The organism is Streptomyces sp. NPDC057623 (assembly GCF_042800355.1).
Classification (GTDB): domain Bacteria; phylum Actinomycetota; class Actinomycetes; order Streptomycetales; family Streptomycetaceae; genus Streptomyces.
In genome coordinates this window covers 2,290-28,583 of sequence record NZ_JBHVGZ010000033.1, presented here as the reverse complement: position 1 = coordinate 28,583, position 26,294 = coordinate 2,290, and the positions used below count along the sequence as shown (strand labels likewise).

Here is a 26,294-nt window from a genome sequence, read left to right as displayed (position 1 = left end):
ACGCGAACGCCGCATATCGGGTCATTCGGCTTGCGTGGCGTCCTGCCACCCCGGAGGGTCGAACCCATGAAGGGGATCAGCTACACACGCTACGGCGGGCCCGAGGTGCTCGCATACGGAGAGGTGCCCGACCCGCGCGTCGGCCCCGACTCCGTGCTGGTCAAGGTGCGGGCCGCGGCCGTCAACCCGGTCGACTGGAAGTGCCGCGAGGGCCACATGGACCGGATGCTGGAGCCGGTGTTCCCGGTGGTACCGGGCTGGGACGTCTCCGGGGTGGTGGTCCAGCCCGGCGTGTCCGTCACGGAGTTCGGCGTCGGCGACGAGGTCGTCGGCTACGTGCGCGAGGACCTCCTCTCCCACGGCACCTTCGCCGAGTACGTCGCCGCGCCCGTGCGTACCCTCGCGCGCAAGCCCCGCAACCTCACCTGGGAGGAGGCAGCCGGTCTGCCGCTGGTGGGGCTGACGGCGTATCAGGTGCTGAACCGGGTCCTCCAGGTGAGACGCGGCGAGACCGTCCTCGTGCACGCCGCGGCCGGCGGCGTGGGCTCGATCGCCGTCCAGCTCGCCCGTCATCTGGGCGCCCGGGTGATCGGGACGGCGAGTGCGCACAACCACGACTTCGTCCGCGGCCTCGGCGGCGAACCGGTCGAGTACGGCGACGGGCTGACCGAACGGGTGCGGGGCATCGCGCCCGAAGGCGTGGACGCGGCGTTCGACACGGTCGGCGGCGAGGCGCTGAAGGCCTCGGCCAACCTCCTCGCCCCGGAGGGCCGCCTGGTGTCGATCGCCGACCCGGACGTCTTCGACTACGGCGGCCGCTACTACTTCGTCCGCCCCGACGCGGCGGACCTGCTGCGGCTGTCCGAGCTGGCGGAGGAGGGCGTGGTGTCCGTGCACGTCTCGCGGACGTTCCCGCTGGAACGGGCGGCGGACGCCCACCGGCTGAACCAGGAGGGCCGCACCCGCGGCAAGATCGTGGTGACGGTGGACTGGGAGACCGAGGAGGAGCCGGTGGCACCGGAAGGGCTCTGGCAGGCGACGGACTAGGGCTGGACCAGGGCAGGTACGAGTCGTGCCGGAGGGGGGCGGCTCACAGGACGAGGGCGGTGCCGCACGCGGCCAGCGCCACGGTGAACAGGACCGTGGCCGTGGCGACCCGGGGCGCCAGCGCGGCCGGCTCGACCGACGAGGCCAGGACGCCGATGCGGCGGTGGGCGAGGGCCAGGAAGCCCAGCCACAGCCCGCAGCACAGGGCGCAGACGACGATCGAGGCCACCGAGACGCTGCCGTGCAGCGCGCTCTTCACGGCCAGTACGGCGGCCACGGCGGCGGACAGTGTCGTACGGCGCCACGCGAGGCGCGTCCGCTCGGGTTGCAGCCCGGGGTCCCGCACCGGCTCGGCGGCCGCCCCGGCGCTCACCCCTCCCACCCGACGAGCACGACGACGACCATCGCGACCGCGACGACCGCGACCACGAGACTCAGCACCGCCGGGAACCGCGACACCGGCAGATCCTCGCCCCGGCGCATCGCCCGCTCGCAGCGCACCCAGTGATTGACCGCGCGCAACGCGCACAGCACGCCCGCCGCGAGCAACGCCAGCGCCAGCCCGACCCGCCAGCCCCAGCGCAGGTCGGGCAGGAACTGGTCCACCGCGAAGCCGCCGCCGATGAGGGCGAGGGCGGTACGCAGCCAGGCCAGGAAGGTGCGCTCGTTGGCCAGCGAGAACCGGTAGTCGGGGGTACCGCCCTCCTGCCGGACCTCCTGCGGTGCGAACCACAGCCGGGCGTTTCGTACGAACTCGATCACATGCACGACCCTATCCGGGCCGCGGTCAGGGGGCGCTGTCAGTGCCGCCCGCTACGGTTCGGGACATGGAACTTCCCACGTCACTGGCCGGGTACGCGATGCCCGGGCACGGCATCGCGCCCGCCGAGCGGCTGCTCCGCCTGCCGGGGTTCTGGCCGGCGTTCCACATGCCGGTCCGGGACGAGTTCGCGCAGGAGCCGGATGCCTTCGGCGCCGACTCGGCGGACGTCGACGAGGCGATCTCGGCGCTCCACGACGCGGAGGAGGTCTGGCCGGCGTTCCGCATACCCGTGGCGGGCGGGCACACGCTGTGGATCGTCCACCGGAACTTCCCGGACGACGCCGGCACCGACTACCTGATCACCCACCCCGACTGGGACCGGCACGCCTTCCTGGCCTCGCTCGACGGCCACTACAGCGGACCGGGACTGTCCTGGCCCGAGCTGGTCGCCGTGGCCGAGTCCGCCCCGGCAGGCGCGGAGGGTGGCGTGGATCCCGGGGCGCGGCTGCTCCTGCTGCTGCCCGCCTTCGGCGACGCGGACGTGCCCGAGGCGGAGGCGGTGGCCCGGATATCCGGTGCGCTCACCGAGGTGGGGGTGGCCGAGGAGGCCGCGCCCGAGGTGGCGGAGCAGCTGCTGGACCACCCGTTCTGGGAGGGGCCCACCTGGGCGGTGCGGGGCCGCAGTCCGCTCAGCGGCACCACGGCCGGGCCCGGCAGCCCGCCGGCGCTGTGCGACGGGCTGTACAGCCCGCGCACCGTGGCGAACGGCCTGGGCCTCACCGCCGCCCAGGAGCGGGCTCTCGCCGACGCGCTCGCGGGCGGTCCGCGGGTGGATCAGCCGGTCGCCGCCCGGTAGGCCCTGAGCCGTTCGTAGGCCGCCAGCCCGTCCGGCACCCACGGCCACTCGGGCAGCCGCCGCGCCACCTCGGCCTCCGGCAGGAAGTCGTGCCAGGCGACCTCCTCCACCTGTGGGCTCACGGGCAGCTCGCAGCGCACCTCGTACACCGCCGACCACCAGGTCTGCCCGGCGCCGTCGTCGTAGAGGAACTTGAAGAGGTACGAGGGACGCGGCAGGCCGCTCACGCCGAGTTCCTCCTCGGCCTCGCGCAGCGCGGCGTCGTCGTACGACTCGCCCGCGCCGACCACTCCGCCGACGAACATGTCGTACCGCGAGGGGAACACCAGCTTCGTCGGTGTGCGGCGATGCACGAAGAGGCGGCCCCGGGCGTCCCGGGCCTCGATGAAGACGCTGCGATGGCGCAGCCCCTTGGCGTAGGCCTCGCCGCGCGGGGACTGTCCGACGACCCGGTCCTGCTCGTCGACGATGTCGAGGATCTCGTCAGCAGCGCTCATGGGGCCATCCAACCAGGACGGCACCCGTGGGGTCAGCTCGTCGCCATGGCCGCCGCGGTCCGCTTCGGCTGGACCGCACCGCACGGCATCGCGGAATGCGTGCCGAGGAGGATGATGCCCACCACGATCCCGGCGAGCCCCGCGGCCTCCCACGCCAGCGCGCCCGCGTCGGCGCGCAGCCGGTCGCCGAGGAACCCGACGCCGCAGAGGATGCCGGCCAGCGGCTGGGCCGCGGTCAGGGCCGGCAGGGACATCCGCAGGGAGGCCGTCTCGAACGCGCTCTGGACCAGGATCAGCCCGGTGAGGCCGAGCGCGACCACGGCGTACGGCTGCCAGCTGGTCAGGATCTCCGCCATGCCGCCTTCGGCGAAACGCTGACCGGTCACCCGTGTCAGGGCGTCCTGGACGCCGTACAGGAGACCGGCGGCCGTGGCCAGCAGCGCGGGGCCCGAGCTGAGCCGGGAACGCTTGGCGTACGCCGTGAGCAGCAGGGCCACCCCGACCATGACGCCGATGATCAGCCACTGCCGGAAGGGGCCGCTGGGCGCCGATCCGCCGTGTGGCTGGCCGGCGACGATGAACGCCGTGACACCGCCCGCGAGCAGGGCGAGCCCCGTCCAGCCCTGGCGGCCCAGTGGCTGCTTGGTCTGGCGACGGGAGAGCGCGAGCGCGAACAGCAGGTTGGTCGCCAGCAAGGGCTCCACCAGGGAGATCTCACCCTGGCCGAGCGCCATCGCGCCCAGGGCCATGCCGGCCACCATGAGCCCGATGCCGCCCAGCCAGCGGGGCACCTTCATCAGGTCGAGGAGGATCCGGGGGGAGAGGAAGTCACTCAGTGGCGCCTTCTGTGCCGCGTTCTGCTGGAGTACGAAGCCGAAGCCCAGGCAGCACGCAGCGCTGACGGCGAGTATCAGAATCTGAAGCGACACGCTGCGTACCTCGATCATCCTGCCGGGCGGACGGGGTGCGTAAGGGCCGACTGTAGCGGCCTTAGGCCCGGCGTGCGCGTCCCGCAATGCTGCGCTGCCCGCGCCGACGACGCTATGACGTACGCCACACCAATGGAACAAATCCGACATTGCGCTGGGGTGTCATGCCACAACTGCCCCACCAGTCACGCAAGTTGACGCGTGTAACGCGTCGGCGGCCCTTGACGTGAACCATTGGCTGCGGATTTGCTGTGTGTGATCGGTTGATGACAGTCCACATTCTCTCCCCGACAGAACCCAAAAACGGTGTCCCCACCTCCGCCACCCCTCGGCCGCGGCCGCAGGCGCGCATCCCACGCCTTCGACGCGGCCCTCGACGACGCCGAGCTCGCCGCGGCCCGTACCGCGCTGGCCCAGGGCAGATGGCAGACGGCCCGCTCGCTGCTCTCCCGGACCGGCGACGACTGGGACCGCAGAGGGCACCGCGTCACGGTCCTCGCCCAGGAGCCGTACTGCGCCCCCTGGACCCGCGACTGGCTGCTCGCCGAGCCCGACTCCGCGGACGCCGCCGTCCTGCTCGCCCACGCCAAGGTGCGGCGCGCCCTGCGCGGCAAGGAGAAACCGGTCCGCGCCCGCGAGTCCTGCCACACCGCCGCCGCGCTCGCGCCCGCCGACCCCACCCCCTGGCTCGGCCTGCTCCTGCTGGAGAGCGCCCTGGGCGCCGAGGAGGAGGTACGGCGTCATTTCGCCGAGGTCCGCGCCCGGTACGCCGACCACCACCACGCCCACCACCTGATGGTCGCCCGCCTCGCCGAGCACCGCACCGGCTCCGGCCCCGACCCGCTCCACGAGGTGTACGACTTCGCCAACGCCGCCGCCGAGCACGCCCCCGCCGACTCCCCGCTCGCCATCCTCCCGGTCGTCGCCCACGCCGAGCGCTACCGCGTCCTCGCGGGAGCCGGACACGAGCAGCGCGACGCGGCCACGTCCGGGCACTGGACCGGCCGCCGGGCCCGGCAGGTGATGCGCGCCGCCTTCGACTGGTGGCTGGAGTGGGAGCAGGAGGGCCACCCACGCCGTCTGATCGACCTGAACTACCTCGCCCACGCCAAGGTCTGCGAGGGCCGCGGCGCCGAGGCCGCCGCCCTGTTCCACCGCATCGGCGAGCACGCCACCCCCACGCCCTGGTCGTACCCGGACCTCGATCCGTATCCCGCCTTCCGCGCCGCGCGCGACACCGCGCTCGGCACGGCGTAACGCCCCCAACCGCAGTCGACCCAAGGACGGTCCCCGATGACCACGGGCAGTTCCAGCACGAGCAGAGCCACCGCGGACGGCGGCGGCATCAGTACGTTCAAGGGGCAGGACCGCGCTCTGCGCGCCGGCCGGCTGGGCACGACGGGCCTGCTGCTGTCCGTGCTGGCCGCCACGGCCCCTCTGATGGTCGTCGCGGGTGTCATGCCCACGACTTTCGGGGTGATGGGCGTCCTCGGACAGCCGCTGCTCTTCGTGATCCTCGGCCTCGTCCTCGCGCTGTTCAGCGTCGGATACGCCGAGATGAGCCGGCACGTCCACAACGCCGGCGCCTTCTACGCGTACATCTCCCGCGGCCTCGGCGGCACCGCCGGCGCCGGAGCCGCGATGGTGGCCCTCGTCGCCTACAACGCGCTCCAGGTCGGCATCTACGGCATCTTCGGCTTCGAGGTCTCCGGGCTGTTCGCCACCTACCTCGACATGGAGGTCGCCTGGTGGATACCGGCGCTGGTGGCCGTGCTCCTGGTCGGCGGGCTCGGCTGGCTGAAGATCGACCTCAACGCGCGGGTGCTCGGCGTGCTGCTGCTCATCGAGGTCGCCCTCGTGGTCATCTTCGACGTCGCCGCGCTCGCCGACCCCGGCAAGGAGGGCCTCTCCCTGCACGCCTTCAACCCCGACACCCTCACCGGAGCGGGCATCGGCACCGCCCTGTGCTTCTGCGTCGCCGCCTTCCTCGGCTTCGAGCAGGCCCCCGTGTACGCCGAGGAGACCAGCCGCCCGCACGTCCTCGTGCCCCGCGTGATGTACCTGGCCATCGGCGGCATCGCCGTCTTCTACACGATCAGCTGCTGGGCCTACACCGTCGCCGCCGGCCCCTCGGCCATCGTCGGCACCGCCCAGGAGCAGAGCGCCGGACTGCTGTTCTTCCTCACCGAGGACCTGCTCGGCACCGGCTTCACCGACGTCCTGCACGTGCTCTTCGTGACCGGCATGTTCGCGGCGATGCTCAGCTTCCACAACGTCGTCGCCCGCTACGCCTTCGCCATGGGCCGCGAGGGACTGCTACCCGCCGCGTTCGGCCGCACCAGTGGCGCGAGCGGCGCCCCCGGCACCGGCTCGCTGCTCCAGACCGGGATCTCGCTCGTGGTCGTCGCCGCGTTCGCGTTCGCCGACGACAAGCCGACCGGCGACCCCACCGCGCCGGTCCTGCACCTGTTCACCTGGATGGGCAGCCTCGGCGCGCTGGGCGTGACCGCCCTGATGGCCGCCGCCTCGGTCTCGGTGATCGTCTTCTTCCTGCGCCGGGGTGCCGCCACCGCCCAGTTCTGGCGGCTGACCGCTTCCGGGCTCGCCGTCCTCGCACTGCTGTTCATCGTCGTCTGGACCGTGAAGGACTTCGACGTCCTGATCGGGGCGGGCCCCGGCTCGGCCCTGAGCTGGGCGCTGCCCGCCGTCATCGCCCTCGCCCTCGCCGTCGGCCTCGCCCAGGGCCTGCTCCTGCGCTCCCGCGCGCCCGGGACGCACGCCCGCATCGGGCTCGGCAACGAGGCGTTCCAGCTGGAGAAGGCCGCCGGCGCCGACTCGTGAGAGCCGGGTGAGAGGTGGTTACGGAAGTCTGACGGGCGCCCGCGATCCCTGGCCCAGCGGGGGGACGCGGGTGTTCGATGAGTACGTGAACTCCGAACACCCCGAAGAGCAGCGGGGCAAGCCGGTGGGGCGCCGCGTCCTCCTCGGCACTCTCGGCCTGGGCGCCCTCGGCGTGGTCACCGCGCCCACCCTCCAGCGCGGCCTGGAGTCCTTCCTCGCGAGCGCGTCCGACAAGGACCCCACCGGCCTGACCGGACTGCTGCCCAACGGCGGCGGCTTCCGCTACTACTCGGTCGCCTCCTCCGTCCCCCGCGAGAGCGCCACCACCTACCGCCTCACGGTCGGCGGCCTCGTCGACCGCCCCCGGACCTACACCCTCGCCGATCTGCGCGCCCTCCCGCAGACCCGCATGGTGCGCGACGTCCAGTGCGTCACCGGCTGGCGGGTCCCCGGCACCCCCTTCGAAGGGGTGCGCCTGTCCCGGCTCCTCGACGCCGCGGGAGTACGCCAGGGCGCCAAGGCGGTGCGCTTCACCTGCTTCGACGGCACGTACACCGAGAGCCTCACCCTCGACCAGGCCCGCCGCTCCGACGTCCTGGTCGCCCTGCGCATGCAGGACAAGGACCTCAGCCACGCCCACGGCGGCCCCGTCCGCCTCTACGTGGCGCCCATGTACTTCTACAAGTCCGCCAAGTGGCTCTCCGGCATCACCGTCACCAAGGACGTGCGGCCCGGCTACTGGGAGGAGCGGGGCTACGACGTCGACGCCTGGGTCGGCCGTTCGAACGGACGCGACGATGAGCCTACGACTTGACGCCCCCGGCCGCTCCACCGGCGTGCGGCGCTTCGGCCGCGCCGCACGCTGGGTGCACCGTACGACGGCCGCGCTGATGGGCGTGTGCGTGGTGACCGCGGCCTTCCTCTACGTCCCGCAGCTCGCCGAACTCGTCGGGCGCCGCGAGCTGGTGGTCCGGGTCCACGAGTGGGCCGGCCTGGCCCTGCCCGTGCCCGTCCTGGCCGGCCTCGCCTCCCGTGCCTTCCGCGGTGACCTCGGCTTCCTCAACCGCTTCGGCCCGCACGACCGCGTCTGGCTGCGCGCCGCCCTGCGCCGCGACAAGCGGCCCTCGTCCCGTCCGGCGGGCAAGTTCAACGCCGGGCAGAAGATCTACGCCGCGTGGATCGCCGGCGCGACGCTGGTGATGCTCGGCACCGGCCTCATCATGTGGTTCACCCATCTCACGCCCCTGGTGTGGCGCACCAGCGCGACCTTCGTCCACGACTGGCTGGCCCTCACCATCGGCATCGTCCTCGCGGGACACATCGGGATGGCGCTGGGCGATCCGGAGGCCCGCAGGGGCATGCGGACCGGATCGGTCAGCCGGGAGTGGGCCGAGCGGGAGCACCCGCTCTGGCGGAAGTGAGGCGGTGCGCGGCGGGCTCGGCGCGCCGGCACCGGGTTCCGGGACATCCGGGGCGGTGACCGTGAACGCGGCCGCCACGCTCGTCTCGGTTCCGCCGTACCGTACGGCCACGCCCACGGCCCCCGGTTCCAGCGCCGGTACGACGACGGAGAGCACCACCCCGGCGCCCGCCCCCGGCGTCAGCACGGGCACCCCGGGCACCGGCCGTCCACCGATGCTCACGCTCCCGCCCCGCGGCAGTTCGGCAGGGTCGAAGTAGGCGTCCGCGACCTCGATCCCGATCACCTCACCGGGTTTCGCCTCGCCGTCACCGCCGGTGTCCACGCCGGCGATCCGACAGCCGCAGGCGGCGGGGGCGCCGCTCGACGAGGGCTTCAGACGCACGGTGGCGCCGGGATGCCGCCGACGGAAGTCGAGCAGACCCCCGAGCACGGCGTACGCGGCCCGCCCCTTGCAGGTGCCGACCCTGTTCGCGAGGGCGGCATGGTCCCGTACCGCCTGTGCCCAGCTGCCGCCCTCGCCCTGTACGGCCAGACAGGCGGTGGCCAGTGCGCGCAGCACCGTCCACTCGGCGTCGGTCGTGGTCCGGGGGACCAGGCTCAGGGCGGCCCGGCACTCGCCGGGATCGCGGAGCGCGTCGTACCCGCTCGCCGGGTCCGCAAGGCCGTCGGCGTCCGGCGAGCCGGGGCCGGGCGGGAGCCAGGCGGGGACTTCGAGGAGCTTCTGGCTCACGGAGGGGCTGGGGGAGGGGCTCGGAGTCTCCCGCACCACGTCGCCCCGGGACGGGCTGGGCGTGCCGGTGTCCGCCGGCCCGCGCACATGACCGTCGGGGGACTGCCGCTTCGGGGAAGTGCCGCCGGACGGCGGGCCGTTCGGCGGCGTGCGCGGACCGGCCGAGGGGCCGGCGGAGACGATCGAGCCGCCCCCGCCACCCCCGCCGTGGGCAGTGCCACCGCCGTCACTCGTGAAGGCCGCGGCGGCCACCGCCACCGCCCCCACGACGAGCAGCCCCGAGATACGCATCCCGAGGGAAACCGCCATGACACCCCCCGACGTCCGCGCCCCCGGGGGCTGCGGCAGCCTCCAGGGGACACCTCATCATCGGGCCGAAGACGCCTTCGGGGAAGGCGCTTCAGGTGATCGTCGGTGCGAGTTCAGACACCCGGCACCGCGGAATCCGGGCCCGCGAAGTCCAGCAGCACCTTGCAGGAACTGCCCCGGTCCGCCGCCAGCGCGAACGCCGCCTCGGCCTCCCGCACCGGCACGACCGCGCTGACCAGCCCGTCGAACGACGCCTCGGCCGCGAGCAGTTCCAGCGCCGCGTCGAACTCCGTGTCGAAGCGGAACGCCCCGCGCAGCTCGATCTCCCGGCTCACGACGAGGTTCCCCGCGAACGGACTCCGCCCCGGCGGCAGCATCCCCAGCTGCACCACGACGCCGCCACGCCGCACCAGCCGCAGACAGGTGTCCAGGCCCGCGGCGACGCCCGACGCCTCGATCGCCACGTCCACCTCGAAGGGCCACCCGGAGTCGTCCGGATCATCGGCCTGTACGAGGGTGTCGGCGCCGGCGGTGCGCGCGTACCCGAGAGCCGTCGGCAGCAGGTCCGTCACCGTCACCTGTCCGGCACCCGCGGCCTTCGCCGCCGCCACGACCAGGCACCCGATGGGCCCGGCCCCGGTGACCAGGACATGCCTCCCGGCCAGCTCTCCGGCCCGCCGCACCGCGTGCAGCGCGACGGACAGCGGCTCGGCGAGCGCCGCCCGCCGCAGGTCGAGACCGGCCGGGAGCGGCCTCAACTGGTCGGCCGGGACCGCCACCTGGGCGGCGAATCCGCCCTGTACATGGGGGAAGCGGGCCGCGCTGCCGAGATAGCGGGTGTCCCGGCAGACGTTGCGCCGACCGTCCGCGCACTCCGGGCACACCGTGCAGGGAGTGGCGGGGTGCACCGCGACGGCCGTACCGACGACCGGACCCGAGGCCCCGTCGCCGTACGCGACGACCGTCCCGACCACCTCGTGCCCGAGCAGCATCGGCTCCCTGAGCCGGAAGTCGCCGACCCCGCCGTGCCGCCAGTAGTGCAGATCGGAGCCGCAGACCCCGCCGTACCGCACGGCCACCAGCGCCTGTCCGGGGCCCGGCACCGGCACCGGCAGTTCCTCGACCCGCAGGTCGCCCGCACCGTGGATCACACAACCGAGCATCCCCATGGCCTCCTTCACAGCACGCTCGTCATGCCGCCGTCGACGTACAGCACCTGGCCGCTGACGAAGTCCGCGGCCGGCGAGGCGAGGAACAGGACCCCGCCCACCAGGTCCTCGGTACGCCCCCAGCGTCCGGCCGGGGTGCGTCGCCGCACCCAGGCGCTGAACTCCTCGTCCGCGACAAGGGGTTGGGTGAGCTCGGTCTCGATGTAGCCGGGACCCAGGCCGTTGACCTGGACGCCGTACGGGCCCCAGTCGGCGCACATGCCCTTGGTGAGCATCTTCAGCGCGCCCTTGGTGGCGGCGTAGGGCGCTATGCCCGGGCGGACCACCTCGCTCTGCAGCGAGCAGATGTTGACGATCTTTCCGTGGCCGCGTTCCGTCATCCGGCGGGCAACCTCCCGGCCCACCAGGAACGCGCTGGTGAGGTTGGTGTCGAGGATGCGATGCCAGTCGGAGTCGGTGAACTCGAGGAGCGGGGCGCGCAGTTGCATGCCCGCGTTGTTGACCAGGATGTCGAGCGGGCCCACCCGCTCCTCGACATCCGCTGTTCCGGCGGCCACCGAGGGCCCGTCGGTCACGTCGAAAACGGCCGTGTGGACGTCACCGGGCAGTTCGGCGGCGGCCTTGGTGAGGCGTTCCGCGTCCCGTCCGTTGAGGACTACCGTGCAGCCGGCCTCCGCCAGACCGCGGGCGAGCGCGAGGCCGATGCCCCGGCTGGAGCCGGTGACCAGGGCCGTGCGGCCGCTGATGTCGAAGAGAGGGTGAGCCGTCATCGTCGTACCCCTAAATGATCAGCGAGAGCAGGAGGACCAGACCGCCGGCGACCACCGAGATGATCGTCTCCATGACGGACCAGGTCTTGATGTTCTGGCCGACGCTGAGGCCGAAGTACTCCTTCACCATCCAGAACCCGGCGTCGTTGACATGGCTGAAGAACAGCGAGCCGGCGCCGATGGCGAGGACCAGCAGAGCCGCGTGGGTCGTCGACATGTCGGCGGCCAGCGGCGCCACGAGCCCGGCGGCCGAGACCGTCGCCACCGTCGCCGAACCCGTCGCCAGCCGGATCGCCACCGCGATCAGCCAGGCCAGCAGCAGTGCCGGGATCGACCAGTCCTTGGAGATGTCCAGGACCATCTGACCCACGCCGGTGTCGATCAGCGTCTGCTTGAAGCCGCCGCCCGCGCCCACGATCAGCAGGATGCCGGCGATGGGGGCGAGGCTCTTCTCGACGAGCGGCGAGATCCGCTCCTTGTGGAACCCGGCCGGCCTGAGCAGCGTGAAGATGCCCACGAGCACGGAGGCGAGCAGGGCGATCAGCGGCGAGCCGATCACGTCGAACACGCGCTGCACGGTGTTCTCGGGGTCGTCGATCACGATGTCGACCAGTGCCTTGGAGAGCATCAGGACGACGGGCAGGAGGATCGTGAACAGCGTGGGCCCGAAGGCAGGGCGCTTCGCCGGTTCCTTGGAGACGCCCTCGTCGGACGTCTGGCCGGACTCCCCAAGTGCCTGAAGCATGCGCTCGGGCGCCGGTACGTCCACCCAGCGGGCCGCGTACCGCGAGAACACCGGACCGGCGATGATCACCGTCGGGATGGCGACGAGCACGCCGAGCGCGAGGGTGACACCGAGGTTCGCCTGGACCGCGTCGATCGCGACCAGCGGCCCCGGGTGCGGCGGGACCAGTCCGTGCATCACGGACAGTCCGGCGAGGGCTGGGATGCCGATGCGCATCAGCGAGTAGTTGCCGCGCTTGGCGACCATCAGCACGACCGGGATCAGCAGCACGACGCCGACCTCGAAGAACAGCGGCAGCCCGATCACCGAGGCGATCAGCACCATCGCCCACGGCATCGAACGGCCGCTCGCCCTGGCGAGGATCGTGTCGACGATCTGGTCGGCGCCGCCGGAGTCGGCGAGCATCTTGCCGAGGATCGCGCCGAGCGCGATCAGCACACCCACGCCGGCCACCGTGGTGCCGAGGCCGGTGGTGAAGCTGACGATGGTCTTGTCGAGCGGCGCCCCGGCGAACGCGCCCAGCGCCAGCGACCCGATGGTCAGCGACAGGAAGGCGTGGAGCTTGAACTTGGTGATGAGCAGCACGATGACGGCGATGCCCGCCAGAACGGCGATGCCCAGCTGCGCGTGGCCGGCCGAGGTGATGGGCTCGACCGTGTCTGCTGCCAGCATCTCGACGCTGAGTCTGGTCACGGGGGTTTCCCTTGCAGGTACGGGGATGGGGGAGGAGCGCGGGGGGTGGGGGCTACGGGGTCGGCTCGGGGAGCACGGTCAGGGCCGACACGGCCCGTTCGGTGATCTCCTCGGGGCCGCCGGACACGTCCACGACCACTCCGGCCTCGTCCTGCTGGAGCGGCTGGAGCGTGGCGAACTGGGAGTCGAGCAGCGCCGTGGGCATGAAGTGCCCCTGCCGGTGCGACATCCGGTCCTCGATGAGCGGGCGGTCGCCCGCGAGGTGCACGAACACGACCCCGGGCGCCTCGGCCCGCAGCCGGTCACGGTACGACCGCTTCAGCGCCGAGCAGCTGACCACCCCGCCGAGTCCGGCCCGCTCGTGCGCCCAGGCGCCGATGGCGTCCAGCCACGGCCACCTGTCGTCGTCGTCGAGCGGGGTGCCGGCCGACATCTTGGCGATGTTGGCCTGCGGGTGGAAGTCGTCGCCCTCGGCGTACGGGACGCCGAGCCGGGCCGCGAGCAGGGGACCGATGGTGGTCTTGCCGGTGCCCGCGACGCCCATGACCACGACGACATGGGGGGTACTCATCGCTGCCTCACTGTCTGCTGTCTTCGTCGACACGTGATGTCGACGCAACTGAAACTCATTAGGTACGACGAATTCAAGAGGCTGTGACATATAAGTCTGACTTTTTGATCGCGTGATCTGACCCGTACGCTGAGTGCATGAGCGCAACGGGCCGGGGGCTGCACGGCCAAGTACTGGAAACCCTCGGCCCCGCGATCACCGCGGGCGAGTACCCGCCGGGCAGCGTGCTGCGCACCGACGAACTGGCCCAGCGCTTCGACGTCTCCCGCTCGGTGATGCGCGAGGCGGTCCGCGTCCTGGAGTCCATGCACCTGGTGGAATCCCGCCGCCGTGTCGGCGTCACCGTCCGCCCCAAGGCCGAGTGGAACGTCTACGACCCCCAGGTCATCCGCTGGCGCCTGGCCGGCGCCGACCGCCCCCAGCAGCTGCGCTCCCTCACGATGCTGCGCTCGGCGATCGAGCCCGCGGCGGCGGGACTGGCGGCGAAGTACGCCACGGCCGACCAGTGCGCCGAACTCACCGAGTGCGCCCTCGGCATGGTCGCCCACTCACGCGGCCACCAGCTGGAGGGCTACCTCATCCACGACGTCGCCTTCCACCGCGTCATCCTCAACGCCTCAGGCAACGAGATGTTCGCCCGCCTCGGGGACGTCGTCGCCGAGGTCCTCGCGGGCCGCACCCACCACGAGGTCATGTTCGAGGACCCCGACCCGGCCGCGGTCACGCTGCACGTCCAGGTCGCGGAGGCGGTCCGCGCGGGCGACGCGGTCCGCGCGGAACACCTGACCCGCGAGATCACCATGGGCGCCCTCCAGGAACTGGACATCCTGGCGCCCTAGACCTACTGGTCCAGGAACTCCCCGTCCACGTACACCCAAGCCCCGTCGACCCGCTCGAACCGGCTCCGCTCATGCAGCGACCCACCCCGGAACGAGGCACGGAAGGTCACGGTCCCCGCGGCGTGAAACGCCGAACCGTCGGTCGTCCCCAGAATCTCCAGCCCGCTCCACCGCATCCCCGCATCGAGCTCCAGCCGCGCCGGCCGCGTCCGCGGATGCCAGGTCCGCAGCAGGTAGGCCGCGTCGCCCTTGACGAACGCGCTGTACCGGGAGCGCATGAGGGCCTCGGCGGTGGGTGCGCCGACCTCGTTCCGGTGGAACGGCTCACAGCATGCCGTGTACAGCGGACTCCCACACGGACACGCTGTCGAGACCGCGGGCCGCGAAGCCTGACGGCGTGGAGCTGAACTGCGTCGGGAAGCCATGGTCACCATTGTCCACGGTGCCGATGTCCAAGGCGCCGTCGGCTCCTGGGCGAGGAGATCCTGGCCATGGCCCGGATGCGGTGGGCCGACTCAGCCGTGCGTATCCGCCCACGACAGGTGCAGGGCATCAGCGGACGTGCCGGAGAAACTCTCGCCGGTCATGTCCCTGAGCCTCAGCCGGAGCTGGTTCCAGCGCTCACGGCGTACGGTGACGCGGTCCTCGTCCAGGACCTGGTCGCACAGGAGATCAAGCCAACCGATCACTTCATTCACGGCTGTGGCGGTATCCGAGTCGTCGGCTGTGGCCGTCCGACCCAGATACTGCTCAACGGCCAACAGGACGGGATGCCGCCGGTTGAGCAGCTTGCGTGGCCGTTCCCCTTGGGCGGTGTTCAGACGCCGTCTTGCTACGCCGTCTGCGGGTTTCACCGTATTGCGACGGGTCGGCAGCGGAACCACCAGGGCGTCCCCGAAGATCTGGCTCTCCGAGAGCGCGTAGTCGGAGCGCAACAGCTGCCACAGGTGACCCTCGCGTACCTCGGGCAAGATGGTCTGGAAGTCATCCATGAGGTGCGACGGTTCGCTGACCACTTTGAGCGACGGCTCATGCGGCCAGGCCTCCTCGATCAGGTTGAGTTCCCGACCTTCGAGGGCGACGATCCAGTCGTTCAGGCCGGCCGCGCGAGCGAAGGTGGGAAAGAGGTCGTGCTGCGCCAGCTTGGTGGTCGTGGCCACCGAGCAATGGGTCGGGTCGACCTCGGCCAGCGGAACGTACCTGCTCATGCCGTTGGCCGAGCGAACGGTGACAGGGCAGTGCTTGACGTAGACCTCGGCGGCTGCCCGCGACAGCTCCGGCGAAGCGTGGAAGCCTCCCCAGGACTGATAGCTGTCCGGTCGGTAGCTGTCCCAGCCGATGAGCGTGTCGCGGAGCGCCCGATATGCGGCGCGCCGTCTCGCCGCGTCGTTGGCGCAGTTGGCCTGGACGGTGTGGACGAGCTCCGTGAGCATGTCGGCCACGGTGGTCTGGACGAGCTTCACCACCTCCTTGTGCAGCTCCTCGTCGCTCTCCAGGGCGTTGCGGGAAGCCGTCACGGGTGCGTTGTCCCGACGGAAGTCGACTGTCAGGTGGCATCCGGTGAGATGCCCGTGTTTCATCTCGTCCGACCGAGGCCGTCCTCCGTCGTTGGGGTGCAGACCGACATGTTCCGTGATGCGGATGCCGTCCACGCAGAAGGTCACGGATGTGCGCCCCAGCTCGCTGGAATTCGGCCGTCGGTCGTGCTGGCTCCCGCTGCGTTGCTGGGACCGGACATGGCCCTCTTTGCGGTTCTGCGGCCGAGGATCGTGAATCACGTCCAGCTGGAAGTCGACGGGATACGGCCCGAGGTGAGTGGTGCCCTGGCGCCGCTGCACCGACCAGCCGTTGAGATGCTTGCGCTTGCGGTCCAGCGGAGAAAACTCGGTCAGTGTGCTGGGCATCCGCAGGTCGGGGGAGACATTGACCGAGGACGGCAAGTACGCGAAAAGATCCGTCATCGCGTCACGGAACGCCGTGCTGGTCAGAGAGTCCGCGAGCTGGACCCGGATCTCCGTGCCCGGCTCGCACGTCGTGTGGTCCGTGTAGAAGGGGCGGTCGGGCGTGGAGAACTGCACAAGGATGCCGTCCACCGGGCGGCTGTCGGCTGTGCGCGTCCGTACCTCGACCGCGGTCGCCACACTGAACACGGACGCGAACCCAATGCCGAAGCGGCCGAAGATCGCGGGCCCGTCCGTGACCGCCTCGGTGGGCTTGGCGACAGCATCGCGCCATCCGGAACGGCCGAGCACCGACAACTGGCTGACCACCTGCTGGTAGGTCATGCCCACACCATTGTCACGAATGACCAGGCGGTGTGCGTCCTCAAGGTGCACGTCGATGCGGGGCTCGTAGCCGGACGGGCTGGTGGCGGCACGCATCTCCGTGGCGTCGACGGCGTTCTGGACCAGCTCACGAAGCCAGACATGGGGCCGGTCTCCGTACAGGGCGGATCCCATCAGGAGCCGTGTGATGGGGCGGGCGTCGACCCGTAGTTCGTGGTTGCGCAGGGAGCGATCCCGCCAGTGAGGCGTATTGAGTTCGAACCGGACGGGCGGGCGCACCACCTGCCAGCTGCGCCAGACGTTCTCCAGTTCCGTGAAGTACTGACCGACCAGGTGCTGCGCCTCGGCGGTCAGATGGAACGACCGCCGGTCCGTGGTGAGCAGGTCGAACACCAGCGTGCCGTCCGAAGGCTGGCGTCGGCGCACGCCGAGCACGTTCTTGCGGTACTGGCCCAGCTGTATGGCATCCGCGTCCATGAGCCCCGGGTTGTCGAGCAGCTGGGCGAGACGCGCGAGGCCCCACAGGAACGCGAAGCTGTCGGCGGCTTGACTTCCCCGCAGGTCTCCGGCGCGCCGAATGTGCTCGGGCTCGTCCAGGCTGAGGTGGCCCAGGAGCCGGCACAGCGCGGTGATGTCTTTGTCGGTGACCTCGTCCGTCATTTCGGCAAGAGGCTCCAGGGCACGTGCTACGCGCGCCGTGCTGCCTGCCTCGCCACCCGGAAGCATCATGCCGGAGCTGCCGTGCACGATCGTCAGCTCAGCCGCCACGTGGGCCAGCGCGACCTGTGCGCCGTCACCGAAGGCGGTGAGCGGTAGCTCGGAGTCGATCAGCTCCAGGAGATTCTGAAAGACGCCCAGGGTGTGGGCCGAGTCGCCGTCCAGATCACACAGGTCGGGGATGAGTGACTGCATCTGCCGGATCCTGGGCAGGAGCGTCACGAGCGATGACGTGGACACCTGTTGCGCGGCCGTCGACGCGGGTTGATGGTGCAGTGGCTGCAGTGTCTCCATCGAGGCACCCTTGCCTTCGGGGTAGACGTCGGTGTACTCACGGAAGCGGCCGCTGTGGACGTTGTCGTACTTGAAATAGCGGATACGGCAACGGTTCTTCTCGAAGAGCAGTTCCCCCCGTGCGTAACCGCGGGCGAATTCCGCCGAGTAGTCGCCGTGCGGGCGACCGAAGAGCAGCATCGAGGGCACGCGGAGCAGCCGGGATTGAGGCGTCGTGAGCATTCCCGTGTCACGGGGGTCGTGGAGATGGCCGAACAGGCCCGCCTGGTACTCGAGCCGCAGTCTCTGAACGGCGGGAGCCGAGATCTGCTGGTGCAGCCAGTCGAAGGGGTGGTGCTGGGCGAAGAGGGCGTAGTCGACGTCTGATTCCAGCCGCGGGATCTGCGAGATGGACAGTAACAGCCGTCCACGGTCATCGTCGGTCCCCGACTGGGCGGCGTGATAGTAGCCCGACCAGGCGGAGTTGATGCCCAGCACCCGACAGCGTCGGCCGGCCACGACGACGTCATGGGACCAGTGATAGACGTCTTCCGTGCCCGCAGGGCCCCAGCGGCGGACGAAGGTCTCGTAGTTCCGGAAGGGATCCCCGAAGTTGTCGCGCTGGCGCGCATGCTTCAGAAAGGCGTCGACAGCGTCCGCGTCCTTGAGGTCTGTCACCAGATGCGCCGCCTTGAACTGCGCTTCCTCCCGGTCCATGTCGTGATTGCCGGGAACGAAGAGAAGCGGAGTGTCTTCCCCGACGATGGCGCGCAACGGAGCGAAGAGAACCTCCGAGACGGAGTCGTACTCCTCTGCCCTTCCGGACTGCGCGATGTCACCCGTGAAGATCACGAAGTCCGGGCTGCCTTCGTTGGCATGTACGTCACGGAGATGGTCGAGCAGTACGGCGATGTACTGTTCCCGCTCGGGTTCAGGGGAACACGGCCAGTGCAGATCGGAAAGCTGCCACCAGGTAATGCTGTTGCGGACCATCTGACCGTCCAGGTGCCGGGGCCAGCCGACGACGCCACTTCCGTCAGCCGATGGACCGGTCAGAGTACCGATTTGCATACCGGGAGGGGGTGCTTTTCGGTAAGTCGCATGCCCCGTCCTACGGCAACGGCGGCAGCCCCGCCCCATACACCCACGCCTCGAACAGCTCGTCCACCGGCTCGGTCGCGAAGCGGGCCACGTGTGAGGTGAAGGCGGCCGTCGTCACCGTGCCGCCCCGGTGCAGCTGGCCCCACGCGCGCAGCATGCGGAAGAAGGCGATGTCGCCCATCGCGCAGCGCACCGCGTGCAGCACGAGCCCGCCGCGTTCGTAGAGCCGGTCGTCGAACATCGACTTGCGCCCGGGATCCGCCAGCCGCAGATCCTGCGGCATCGACGACAGCAACCGGTGCGCGGTGGCCGCGAGTTGCTGCGCCGTACGCCCACCCGACCGCTCCGACCACAGCCACTCCGCGTACTTCGCGAAGCCCTCGTTCAGCCAGATGTGCCGCCAGTCGGCGATGGACACGCTATTGCCGAACCACTGGTGCGCCAGCTCGTGCGCCACCAGCCGCTCCGAACCCCGCGCCCCGTCGACATGGTTGGCGCCGAACAGCGACAGCCCCTGGGCCTCGACGGGCACGTCGAGTTCCTCCTCGGTCACCACGACCGCGTACTCGTCGAAGGGGTACGGCCCGAACAGCTCCTGGAAGAGCTCCATCATCTGCGGCTGGCGCGCGAAGTCCCGGGAGAACTCCGGCAGCAGATGCGCCGGGATGTGCCCGTGCTGCGGAACCCCGCCCAGGCCCGGGTCGCCCAGCAGCACCGTCTGGTACTTGCCGATCGACAGTCCGACCAGATAGCTGGACGTCGGCGCCGACTGCTCGTACACCCAGGTAGTCGTGGACGCCTTCGTCGTACGGGTCAGCAGGCGCCCGCCCGCGACCACCGCGTACGCCGACGGCGTGGTGATCGAGATCTGGTACGACGCCTTGTCGGCGGGCCGGTCGTTGCACGGGTACCACGAGGGCGCCCCGATCGGCTGGCTCGCCACCAGCGCCCCGTCCTCCAGCTCCTCCCAACCGAGACCGCCCCAGGGGCTGTTCACCGGCCTGGGGTTGCCCGACCAGTGCACCTCGACCGTGAAGGCCGCCCCGGCGCGCACGGGCTTTGCGGGGCGCACCCGTAGCCGCCCGCCGCGATGCGTGTAGTGCGGCTGCCGACCGTCGACCCGGACCCGCCCGATCCTGAAGTCGGCCAGGTTCAGCACGAACTCGGTGAGCGGCGCCCGCCCCGCGATGGCGTTGATCCGGGCCGTCCCCGAGAGCCGGTTCGGGCCCGGACGGTAGTCCAGCGCGAGCTCGTACCGGTGCACCCGGTACCGGGGATCGCCGTGCTCCGGGAAGTACGGGTCCGCGCCCGCCGCCTGCTGAACTGCCACTGCTGTCTGTGCTCCCTGCGCCGTACCGATGCCACTCCCCGCCGGCCCACCGCTGTCCGGCTCCGAGTGGGCCGGCATCAGGGACGCCACGCCTCGATCGGATTGCCGAGCCACCGGGTGTCGTCGGGGACGGACTCCGCGGCCATGACGAGCGACGCGGGACCCAGCGTCGTACGGGCCCCGATCGCGCTGCCGGGCAGAACGATCCCGCCAGGACCCAGCGTCGCGCCCTCTCGGAGGACCACAGTATCCGTCCGCAAGATCCGGTCGTGGAAGAGGTGCGTCTGGAGCACACAGCCCCGGTTCACCGTGGACGCGTCCTCCAGGGTCACCAGATCCGTCTCCGGCAGCCAGTAGCTGTCCACCCACACGCCCTTGCCGATCCGCGCACCGAGCCCGCGCAGCCAGGCCGTCATCACCGGCGTACCCGGCACCGAACCCGCCAGCCACGGCACGGCGAGCACCTCGACGAAGGTGTCCGCCAGCTCGTTGCGCCACACGAAGGACGACCACAGCGGATGCTCACCGCTGCGATGCCGCCCCACCAGCAGCCACTTCGCGACGATCGACACCAGCCCGGCGGCGGCACCCGCCCCGAGCAGCACCAGCCCCGCCAGCAGCGGCGCCCAGACCCCCAGCGCACACAGCGCGGCGATCGTCAGCACCGCCAGCCCCGCCGAGCAGAACACCGGCACGATCCGGCACAGCTCCACCAGACCGCGCGCCCACAGCAGCCGCGCCGGCGGGTCGTACGTCAGGCTCTGGTCGCCGTCGGCCGCGGCACGCGGCAGCTTCACCGGCGGCAGCCCCAGATACGACGTGCCCTTCTTGGCCTTCTTCGGCGTCGCCGACAGCACACCGACAAGCCCGCCGTCCGGCACGGAACGCCCCGGCGCGGTCATCCCCGAGTTCCCGAGGAAGGCCCGCCGCCCGATCTCCGCCCGCCCGATCCGCATCCAGCCACCACCGAGCTCGTACGGCGCGGTCAGCGTGTCGTCGGCCAGGAACGCGCCCTCACCGACCGTGGTCAGACTGGGCAGCGCCAGCACGGTCGACACCTCGGCGCCCCGTCCGATCCGCATCCCGAGCAGCCGCAGCCACACCGGTGTGACCAGCCCGGCGTACAGCGGGAACAGCGTCTCCCGCGAGCGGTCCATCAGCTGCGTGACCGTCCAGGCCTGCCAGCCGACCCGGCTGTGCGTCGGATGCGTGCCCTCGCGCAGACCGAGGCTCAGCAGCCGCACGGCGATCAGGATCAGCACGGCGTACGCCAGCCCGAAGGCGAGCGTCGCCGGTACGAGGGCCAGCGCCGCACCCGCCAGGGGCGCGTCCGGCGTGAAGAACACCCGGGCCACGAGGAACGCGGCCGCACCCGCCAGTACCGGCAGCGCGGTCAGCGCGAAGCCCGTGATGCCGTACATGACCCGCCAGTACGTTCCGCGCCCCGGCCGGTCCTTCGGCCAGTTGCGCTTGGCCTTGCCCAGCTTGACGGCCGGTGCGCCCGCCCACCGCTGACCGGTGGGAACCTGCCCGGTGACCGCCGAACCGGGCGCCACCTCGGCCCGCTTGCCCACCCGGGCACCGGGGAAGAGCATGCTGCGCGTGCCGACGACGGCATGCGCGCCCACCTTCACCGCGCCGATCTCAAGCCGGTCCCCGTCCAGCCAGTACCCGGACAGATCCACCTCGGACTCCACGGCCGCGCCGCGCCCCAGCTTCAGCAGCCCGGTGACCGGCGGCAACGAGTGCAGGTCGACATCGGACCCGACCTTGGCGCCCAGCGCCCTGGCGTACCGCTCCAGCCACGCCCCGGTCAGCGAGGTCGCCCCGCTGAACTCGGCCAGCCGCTCGGCGGTCCACAGACGCAGATGCACCCGGCCACCCCGCGCGTACCGACCGGGCTTCACGCCCCTGAGCAGCACACGCGCGCCCCCGGCGGCCAGCGCGAGCCGTCCCGGCGGGCTGAACAGGACGACGACTCCGACGGCGAGCAGCCACCAAGGGGCCGTAGGCAGCCACCCGTAGGCGGGCAGCAGATTCCCGAGCACGGCCAGCGCGACCGTCCAGCGCAGGCCGAGCAGCGAGAACAGCGGGACGAGCAGCAGGAGCTGGAGCACCTGCGCGCGCTTCGGCACCGGCGCGACCACCCGCTCCGCCCCGTCGTCGTGCACGGACGCCTCGAGCCGCCGGGCCAGCTTCCGCAGCACCGGCTGCTGGTAGATGTCCAGGACGGCCGAACTCGGATACCGGGTCCGTAGCCGCGTCGTCAGCTGAGCGGCGGCCAGACTGCTGCCACCGATCGCGAAGAAGTCGTCGGAAGCACTGGTCACGGGGATGCCGAGCACTTCGGTCCACTGCTCGGCGAGCCAGGCCTCGGTGCCGTAGAGCTGCTCGGCCGGACCACCGCCGCTCTCCAGGCCCTCCAGCGGCCAGGGCAGCGCGGCCCGGTCCACCTTGCCCGACGTACGGGTCGGCAGCTCCGCGACCGGCGCGAGCAGCGGCACGAGCGCGGCGGGCAGTTCCGCCCGCAGCTTCTCGACCGCCGCCGCCTGATCCCAGCCGTCCTGGGTGACGACGTACCCGACGAGCAGCTGATTCCCACTGCGAGCGGTCCGCACGGCGGCAGCCGCACCGGCCACCCCGGGCAGCGCCTGCAGCGCGGCATCCACCTCACCGAGCTCGATCCGCCGCCCGCCGAGCTTGATCTGCTCGTCGGCCCGCCCGAGGAAGACCAGCCCCTCGGGCTCCGCCTGGACGAGGTCGCCACTGCGATACGCCCGCTCCCATCCCAGGGACTCCAGCGGGGCGTACTTCTCCGCGTCCTTCTCGGCGTCCAGATAGCGGGCCAGCCCGACCCCGCCGATCACCAGCTGCCCGCTGCCGCCCATCGGCACCGGCTCCCCGGCCTCGTCGACGACGGCCAGCTCCCAGCCGTCCAGCGGCAGCCCGATCCGCACCGGCTCCTCGCCGCCCATCAGCGACGCACAGGCCACGACGGTCGCCTCGGTGGGCCCGTACGTGTTCCAGACCTCGCGGCCCTCGGTCACCAGCCGCTGCACCAGCTCGGGCGGACAGGCCTCACCGCCGAAGATCAGCAGGCGTACGTCGCCCAGGGCCTCGGGCTCCCAGAGCGCGGCCAGCGTGGGAACCGTGGACACCACGGTGATCTCCTGCTCCACCAGCCACGGCCCGAGATCGGCCCCGCTCCTGACCTGCGAGCGCGGCACCGGCACCAGACAGGCGCCGTACCGCCAGGCCAGCCACATCTCCTCGCAGGACGCGTCGAAGGCGACCGACAGCCCCGCCATGACCCGGTCGCCGGGCCCGATCGGCTCCTCGGTGAGGAACAGCGCGGCCTCGGCGTCCACGAACGCGGCGGCACTGCGGTGCGAGACGGCGACGCCCTTCGGCTTCCCGGTCGACCCGGAGGTGAAGATGATCCACGCGTCGTGCTCGACGCCGGGCCGGGCGGCGGGGGAGCCGGACGTGCCGTGCACGGCGATCTCGTGCCCCGCCCCGACGACGGCCCGTACGTCCGCCTCCCCGAACACCAGCTCGGCCCGCTCGTCCGGGTCCTCGGCGTCGACGGGGACATAGGCGGCACCGGCCGCGAGCACGGCGAGGATCGCGACGTAGAGGTCATTGGTCCCGGACGGCACCCGCACGCCCACCCTGTCCCCGAGCCCGACCCCGGCCGCGGCGAGCCTGCGCCGCAGCCGCTGCACCTCGACGGCCAGCGCACGATAGGTGAGGCTGGTCGTGCCGTCGTCCAGCGCCGGCTCGTCGGGACACGAGCGTACGGACGCCTCGAAGATGTCGACGAGGGTGCGCGGGGAGGCCGCCTGGCCCCCGGAAAAGCGGGCCGTGTCGCCGAACTTCTCGCGGATCTCGTCGTCGAGCAGGCCGAGAGCGCTGCCCTCGTGTATGGCTGCCATCCGGTCCTCGCGTCTTGATCCCGGATGCCTCCGGGGCGCTGGCGGGCCCGCAGGTTTGCCTGGGGTTGTCCGGCTCCAGCTCCGTAACAAGCCGGAAATTTTAGTACGACGCTAGGTTCGCGGTCGTTGATTCACCACTCGGGGAGGCCGTTCGGGGCGTGCGCGGGGGTGGTACACCTGCGTTGACCTGGTGATCTTCGGCGGACGAGACATGCCCCACACGGTGCGTGACAGGGTGGAAACGGAGATGAACCGCAGGTTGCCGAGACGGCCAGGAAAAGCAAAAAACCCCTGGTTGACAGGGGTTTCGCTGGTGTCCGAGGGGGGACTTGAACCCCCACGCCCGATAAAGGGCACTAGCACCTCAAGCTAGCGCGTCTGCCATTCCGCCACCCGGACAAGGTGTCTGTCGTGCGGGGTTTCCCCCGCGGCGACAGAGGAAACATTACCAGGCTTTCGAGGGTGCCTGATCACCCCCCGTCGTGGCGTGAACGGCGTGTGACGGGACGCGGCCGGTCTTGGGTGGCGGCGGTGTGAGGGGGAGGATGAGGGGGAACCACCAGCAGCGACAGCGCGGGAGGAAGCAGCGTGAGCGAGACGGACACGGCCAGGGGCGTCACCGGCGAGGACGAGGTCGTGGACCTCTGCCGCGAGCTGATCCAGATCGACACCAGCAACTACGGCGACCACTCGGGTCCCGGTGAGCGCAAGGCGGCCGAGTACGTCGCCGAGAAGCTCGCCGAAGTCGGCCTCGAACCGAGGATCTTCGAGTCCCATCCGGGGCGCGCCTCCACCGTGGCGCGGATCGCGGGGGAGGACCCGTCCCGGCCCGCACTGCTCATCCACGGCCACACCGACGTCGTACCGGCCAACGCGGACGACTGGACCCACCACCCCTTCTCCGGCGAGGTCGCGGACGGGTGCGTGTGGGGGCGCGGGGCCGTCGACATGAAGGACATGGACGCGATGACCCTGGCGGTCGTCCGCGACCGGCTGCGCAGCGGGCGCCGCCCCCCGCGGGACATCGTGCTCGCGTTCCTCGCCGACGAGGAGGCCGGCGGCAAGTTCGGCGCCCGGTTCCTCGTCGACAAGCACCCGGAGCTCTTCGAGGGCGTGACCGAGGCGATCAGCGAGGTGGGCGGGTTCTCGTTCACCGTGAGCGAGGAGCGGCGGCTCTATCTGATCCAGACGGCCGAGAAGGGCATGCACTGGATGAAGCTGACCGTGGCCGGTACCGCCGGGCACGGATCGATGATCCACCGGGACAACGCGATCACCGAGCTGTCGGAGGCCGTGGCCCGGCTGGGCCGGCACAAGTTCCCGGTGCGCGTCACCAAGACCACCCGGGCCTTCCTCGACGAACTCGGCGACGCCCTCGGCACCGAACTCGACCCGGAGAACATGGAGGGCACCCTCGCCAGGCTCGGCGGCATCGCCAAGCTCATCGGCGCGACCCTCAGCAACACGGCCAACCCCACGCAGCTCGGCGCCGGCTACAAGGTCAACGTCATTCCCGGCGAGGCCACCGCGCACGTCGACGGCCGCTTCCTGCCCGGCTTCGAGGAGGAGTTCCTCGCCGACCTCGACCTGCTTCTCGGGCCGAACGTGCGCCGCGAGGACGTACACGCCGACAAGGCGGTCGAGACGGGCTTCGACGGGGCGCTCGTGGCGGCGATGCAGTCCGCGCTGGTGGCCGAGGACCCGGCGGCCAAGGCGATCCCCTACATGCTCTCCGGCGGGACCGACGCCAAGTCCTTCGACGACCTCGGCATCCGGGGCTTCGGCTTCGCCCCGCTGAAGCTGCCGCCGGAGCTGGACTTCGCGGGCATGTTCCACGGCGTCGACGAGCGAGTGCCCGTGGACGGGCTGCAATTCGGGGTGCGGGTGCTCGACCGGTTCATCGATGCGTCCTGAATTGACCCGCTGAAAGCACACTTCTGTATTCGACCAGACGTACTGACAGTGACCGGCGCGGGTGAACGCGCTCATCAGGTCGTAGCCCTATTAGTTCCTCCTCGTTACAGGTGATGCGATCAGCTACTTGTGATCGCATTGCCAACAAGGAGGAATAATGATCAAGAAGGTCGTCGCCGCTGCGGCTGCCACCGGTGGCCTGGTTCTCGCGGGCGCGGGCCTCGCCGTCGCCGACTCCGGTGCCCAGGGTGCCGCGGTGCACTCCCCGGGTGTCCTGTCGGGCAACGTCGTCCAGGCGCCGATTCACGTCCCCGTGAACGTCTGCGGCAACACGATCTCGGTGATCGGGCTGCTGAACCCTGCCTTCGGCAACACCTGCATCAACAAGTGACGTTGTGCCTCGCCCTCTAAAGGGCTGAGCCCGTCGGGCCCAGGGAAGGGGGCACGCGCTCCGGGGGCGACCGGCCTTTTTTGGAAGTTTGTCGCCTTCCCACATCCCCCCCTCCCCACAAAGGCAAAGGAAAGTAAGCAACAACGCTAAAAGTTCCCCCCAAAGG

The 26,294-nt window shown here is 71.1% G+C and carries 23 protein-coding genes and 1 tRNA gene; 10 read left to right on the top strand and 14 right to left on the bottom strand.

Features of this window, described 5'->3' with window-relative positions:
* The first annotated feature begins 66 nt into the window (after positions 1–66).
* A complete protein-coding gene (locus ACFU95_RS28810) occupies positions 67–1,047 on the top strand; it encodes an NADP-dependent oxidoreductase (protein ID WP_383832899.1) in 981 nt (326 codons plus the stop codon).
* 43 nt (positions 1,048–1,090) lie between these two features.
* Here the strand turns inward: ACFU95_RS28810 and ACFU95_RS28805 are convergent, their stop codons facing one another.
* Both ACFU95_RS28805 and ACFU95_RS28800 read right to left on the bottom strand, forming a co-directional pair.
* On the bottom strand, positions 1,091–1,420 hold the full coding sequence (locus ACFU95_RS28805) for a DUF202 domain-containing protein (RefSeq protein ID WP_383832897.1): 330 nt from the start codon (positions 1,418–1,420) through the stop codon (positions 1,091–1,093).
* Positions 1,417–1,809, bottom strand: a complete 393-nt coding sequence (locus ACFU95_RS28800; protein ID WP_383832894.1) for a YidH family protein — start codon at positions 1,807–1,809, stop codon at positions 1,417–1,419. Before ACFU95_RS28800 ends, ACFU95_RS28805 begins: the two co-directional genes overlap by 4 nt.
* 65 nt (positions 1,810–1,874) lie before the next feature.
* On the opposite strand from ACFU95_RS28800, the gene ACFU95_RS28795 reads away from it, so the two are divergent.
* Positions 1,875–2,666, top strand: a complete 792-nt coding sequence (locus ACFU95_RS28795; protein WP_383832892.1) for a hypothetical protein — start codon at positions 1,875–1,877, stop codon at positions 2,664–2,666.
* Here ACFU95_RS28795 and ACFU95_RS28790 read toward each other — a convergent pair.
* Positions 2,645–3,163, bottom strand: a complete 519-nt coding sequence (locus ACFU95_RS28790) for an NUDIX hydrolase (RefSeq protein WP_383832890.1) — start codon at positions 3,161–3,163, stop codon at positions 2,645–2,647. The genes ACFU95_RS28795 and ACFU95_RS28790 overlap by 22 nt on opposite strands.
* A 32-nt stretch (positions 3,164–3,195) precedes the next feature.
* Positions 3,196–4,092 (bottom strand): DMT family transporter, encoded by an 897-nt coding sequence (locus ACFU95_RS28785; RefSeq protein WP_383832888.1) that lies wholly within the window; start codon positions 4,090–4,092, stop codon positions 3,196–3,198.
* A gap of 306 nt (positions 4,093–4,398) precedes the next feature.
* Between ACFU95_RS28785 and ACFU95_RS28780 the strand changes: the two genes are divergently transcribed.
* From ACFU95_RS28780 to ACFU95_RS28760, 5 genes are all read left to right on the top strand, one after another.
* Positions 4,399–5,349, top strand: a complete 951-nt coding sequence (locus ACFU95_RS28780) for a hypothetical protein (protein WP_383832886.1) — start codon at positions 4,399–4,401, stop codon at positions 5,347–5,349.
* Between the two features lie 36 nt (positions 5,350–5,385).
* Positions 5,386–6,933: an APC family permease gene (locus tag ACFU95_RS28775; RefSeq protein WP_383832884.1), complete on the top strand. Its 1,548-nt coding sequence runs from the start codon at positions 5,386–5,388 to the stop codon at positions 6,931–6,933.
* A gap of 85 nt (positions 6,934–7,018) precedes the next feature.
* Entirely contained in the window at positions 7,019–7,747 is a 729-nt protein-coding gene (locus ACFU95_RS28770) for a molybdopterin-dependent oxidoreductase (protein ID WP_383832882.1), read from the top strand.
* Positions 7,731–8,354 (top strand): cytochrome b/b6 domain-containing protein, encoded by a 624-nt coding sequence (locus tag ACFU95_RS28765; RefSeq protein WP_383832880.1) that lies wholly within the window; start codon positions 7,731–7,733, stop codon positions 8,352–8,354. Before ACFU95_RS28770 ends, ACFU95_RS28765 begins: the two co-directional genes overlap by 17 nt.
* Positions 8,355–8,409: 55 nt before the next feature.
* The gene (locus ACFU95_RS28760; protein WP_383832879.1) at positions 8,410–8,613 is read left to right on the top strand and encodes a hypothetical protein; all 204 of its coding nucleotides are present in this window, start codon (positions 8,410–8,412) and stop codon (positions 8,611–8,613) included.
* 895 nt (positions 8,614–9,508) lie between these two features.
* On the opposite strand, the gene ACFU95_RS28755 is transcribed toward ACFU95_RS28760, so the two are convergent.
* Genes ACFU95_RS28755 through ACFU95_RS28740 form a run of 4 tightly spaced genes read right to left on the bottom strand, consistent with a single transcriptional unit; the run spans position 9,509 to position 13,343 of the window.
* On the bottom strand, positions 9,509–10,558 hold the full coding sequence (locus ACFU95_RS28755; RefSeq protein ID WP_383833057.1) for an L-idonate 5-dehydrogenase: 1,050 nt from the start codon (positions 10,556–10,558) through the stop codon (positions 9,509–9,511).
* A gap of 14 nt (positions 10,559–10,572) precedes the next feature.
* On the bottom strand, positions 10,573–11,334 hold the full coding sequence (locus tag ACFU95_RS28750) for an SDR family oxidoreductase (RefSeq protein WP_383832877.1): 762 nt from the start codon (positions 11,332–11,334) through the stop codon (positions 10,573–10,575).
* 10 nt (positions 11,335–11,344) lie between these two features.
* A complete protein-coding gene (locus ACFU95_RS28745) occupies positions 11,345–12,772 on the bottom strand; it encodes a GntP family permease (protein WP_383832875.1) in 1,428 nt (475 codons plus the stop codon).
* 52 nt (positions 12,773–12,824) lie between these two features.
* Positions 12,825–13,343: a gluconokinase gene (locus ACFU95_RS28740; protein WP_383832873.1), complete on the bottom strand. Its 519-nt coding sequence runs from the start codon at positions 13,341–13,343 to the stop codon at positions 12,825–12,827.
* Positions 13,344–13,480: 137 nt separating this feature from the next.
* Here ACFU95_RS28740 and ACFU95_RS28735 point away from each other — a divergent pair, with 137 nt between their 5' ends.
* The gene (locus ACFU95_RS28735; protein WP_383832871.1) at positions 13,481–14,182 is read left to right on the top strand and encodes a FadR/GntR family transcriptional regulator; all 702 of its coding nucleotides are present in this window, start codon (positions 13,481–13,483) and stop codon (positions 14,180–14,182) included.
* 2 nt (positions 14,183–14,184) lie between these two features.
* Here ACFU95_RS28735 and ACFU95_RS28730 read toward each other — a convergent pair whose 3' ends face one another.
* From ACFU95_RS28730 to ACFU95_RS28705, 6 genes are all read right to left on the bottom strand, one after another.
* Positions 14,185–14,526, bottom strand: a complete 342-nt coding sequence (locus ACFU95_RS28730; protein WP_383833054.1) for a YchJ family protein — start codon at positions 14,524–14,526, stop codon at positions 14,185–14,187.
* Positions 14,507–14,638, bottom strand: coding sequence for a hypothetical protein (locus ACFU95_RS28725; RefSeq protein WP_383833065.1), 132 nt, complete (start codon positions 14,636–14,638; stop codon positions 14,507–14,509). Before ACFU95_RS28725 ends, ACFU95_RS28730 begins: the two co-directional genes overlap by 20 nt.
* Positions 14,639–14,697: 59 nt before the next feature.
* On the bottom strand, positions 14,698–18,450 hold the full coding sequence (locus ACFU95_RS28720) for a metallophosphoesterase (RefSeq protein WP_383832869.1): 3,753 nt from the start codon (positions 18,448–18,450) through the stop codon (positions 14,698–14,700).
* 118 nt (positions 18,451–18,568) lie between these two features.
* Positions 18,569–19,888, bottom strand: coding sequence for a M1 family metallopeptidase (locus ACFU95_RS28715; RefSeq protein WP_383832867.1), 1,320 nt, complete (start codon positions 19,886–19,888; stop codon positions 18,569–18,571).
* A 77-nt stretch (positions 19,889–19,965) separates the two neighbouring features.
* Positions 19,966–23,823 (bottom strand): Pls/PosA family non-ribosomal peptide synthetase, encoded by a 3,858-nt coding sequence (locus ACFU95_RS28710; RefSeq protein WP_383832865.1) that lies wholly within the window; start codon positions 23,821–23,823, stop codon positions 19,966–19,968.
* A gap of 311 nt (positions 23,824–24,134) precedes the next feature.
* Positions 24,135–24,222, bottom strand: a tRNA-Leu gene (locus tag ACFU95_RS28705).
* Between the two features lie 189 nt (positions 24,223–24,411).
* Here ACFU95_RS28705 and ACFU95_RS28700 point away from each other — a divergent pair.
* Together ACFU95_RS28700 and chpH are read left to right on the top strand one after the other, a co-directional pair.
* Positions 24,412–25,737 (top strand): M20/M25/M40 family metallo-hydrolase, encoded by a 1,326-nt coding sequence (locus ACFU95_RS28700; protein ID WP_383832863.1) that lies wholly within the window; start codon positions 24,412–24,414, stop codon positions 25,735–25,737.
* A gap of 157 nt (positions 25,738–25,894) precedes the next feature.
* The gene (chpH, locus tag ACFU95_RS28695) at positions 25,895–26,128 is read left to right on the top strand and encodes a chaplin ChpH (protein WP_048584573.1); all 234 of its coding nucleotides are present in this window, start codon (positions 25,895–25,897) and stop codon (positions 26,126–26,128) included.
* Positions 26,129–26,294 lie beyond the last annotated feature (166 nt).

Bases quoted from the DNA above. Each gene is read 5' to 3' on its own strand.
- ACFU95_RS28775 (WP_383832884.1), top strand. From the start codon at position 5,386: ATGACCACGGGCAGTTCCAGCACGAGCAGAGCCACCGCGGACGGCGGC.
- ACFU95_RS28755 (WP_383833057.1), bottom strand. From the start codon at position 10,558: ATGCTCGGTTGTGTGATCCACGGTGCGGGCGACCTGCGGGTCGAGGAA.
- ACFU95_RS28720 (WP_383832869.1), bottom strand. From the start codon at position 18,450: ATGGTCCGCAACAGCATTACCTGGTGGCAGCTTTCCGATCTGCACTGG.
- ACFU95_RS28795 (WP_383832892.1), top strand. From the start codon at position 1,875: ATGGAACTTCCCACGTCACTGGCCGGGTACGCGATGCCCGGGCACGGC.
- ACFU95_RS28710 (WP_383832865.1), bottom strand. From the start codon at position 23,823: ATGGCAGCCATACACGAGGGCAGCGCTCTCGGCCTGCTCGACGACGAG.
- ACFU95_RS28750 (WP_383832877.1), bottom strand. From the start codon at position 11,334: ATGACGGCTCACCCTCTCTTCGACATCAGCGGCCGCACGGCCCTGGTC.
- chpH (WP_048584573.1), top strand. From the start codon at position 25,895: ATGATCAAGAAGGTCGTCGCCGCTGCGGCTGCCACCGGTGGCCTGGTT.
- ACFU95_RS28810 (WP_383832899.1), top strand. From the start codon at position 67: ATGAAGGGGATCAGCTACACACGCTACGGCGGGCCCGAGGTGCTCGCA.
- ACFU95_RS28735 (WP_383832871.1), top strand. From the start codon at position 13,481: ATGAGCGCAACGGGCCGGGGGCTGCACGGCCAAGTACTGGAAACCCTC.
- ACFU95_RS28765 (WP_383832880.1), top strand. From the start codon at position 7,731: ATGAGCCTACGACTTGACGCCCCCGGCCGCTCCACCGGCGTGCGGCGC.
- ACFU95_RS28740 (WP_383832873.1), bottom strand. From the start codon at position 13,343: ATGAGTACCCCCCATGTCGTCGTGGTCATGGGCGTCGCGGGCACCGGC.
- ACFU95_RS28790 (WP_383832890.1), bottom strand. From the start codon at position 3,163: ATGAGCGCTGCTGACGAGATCCTCGACATCGTCGACGAGCAGGACCGG.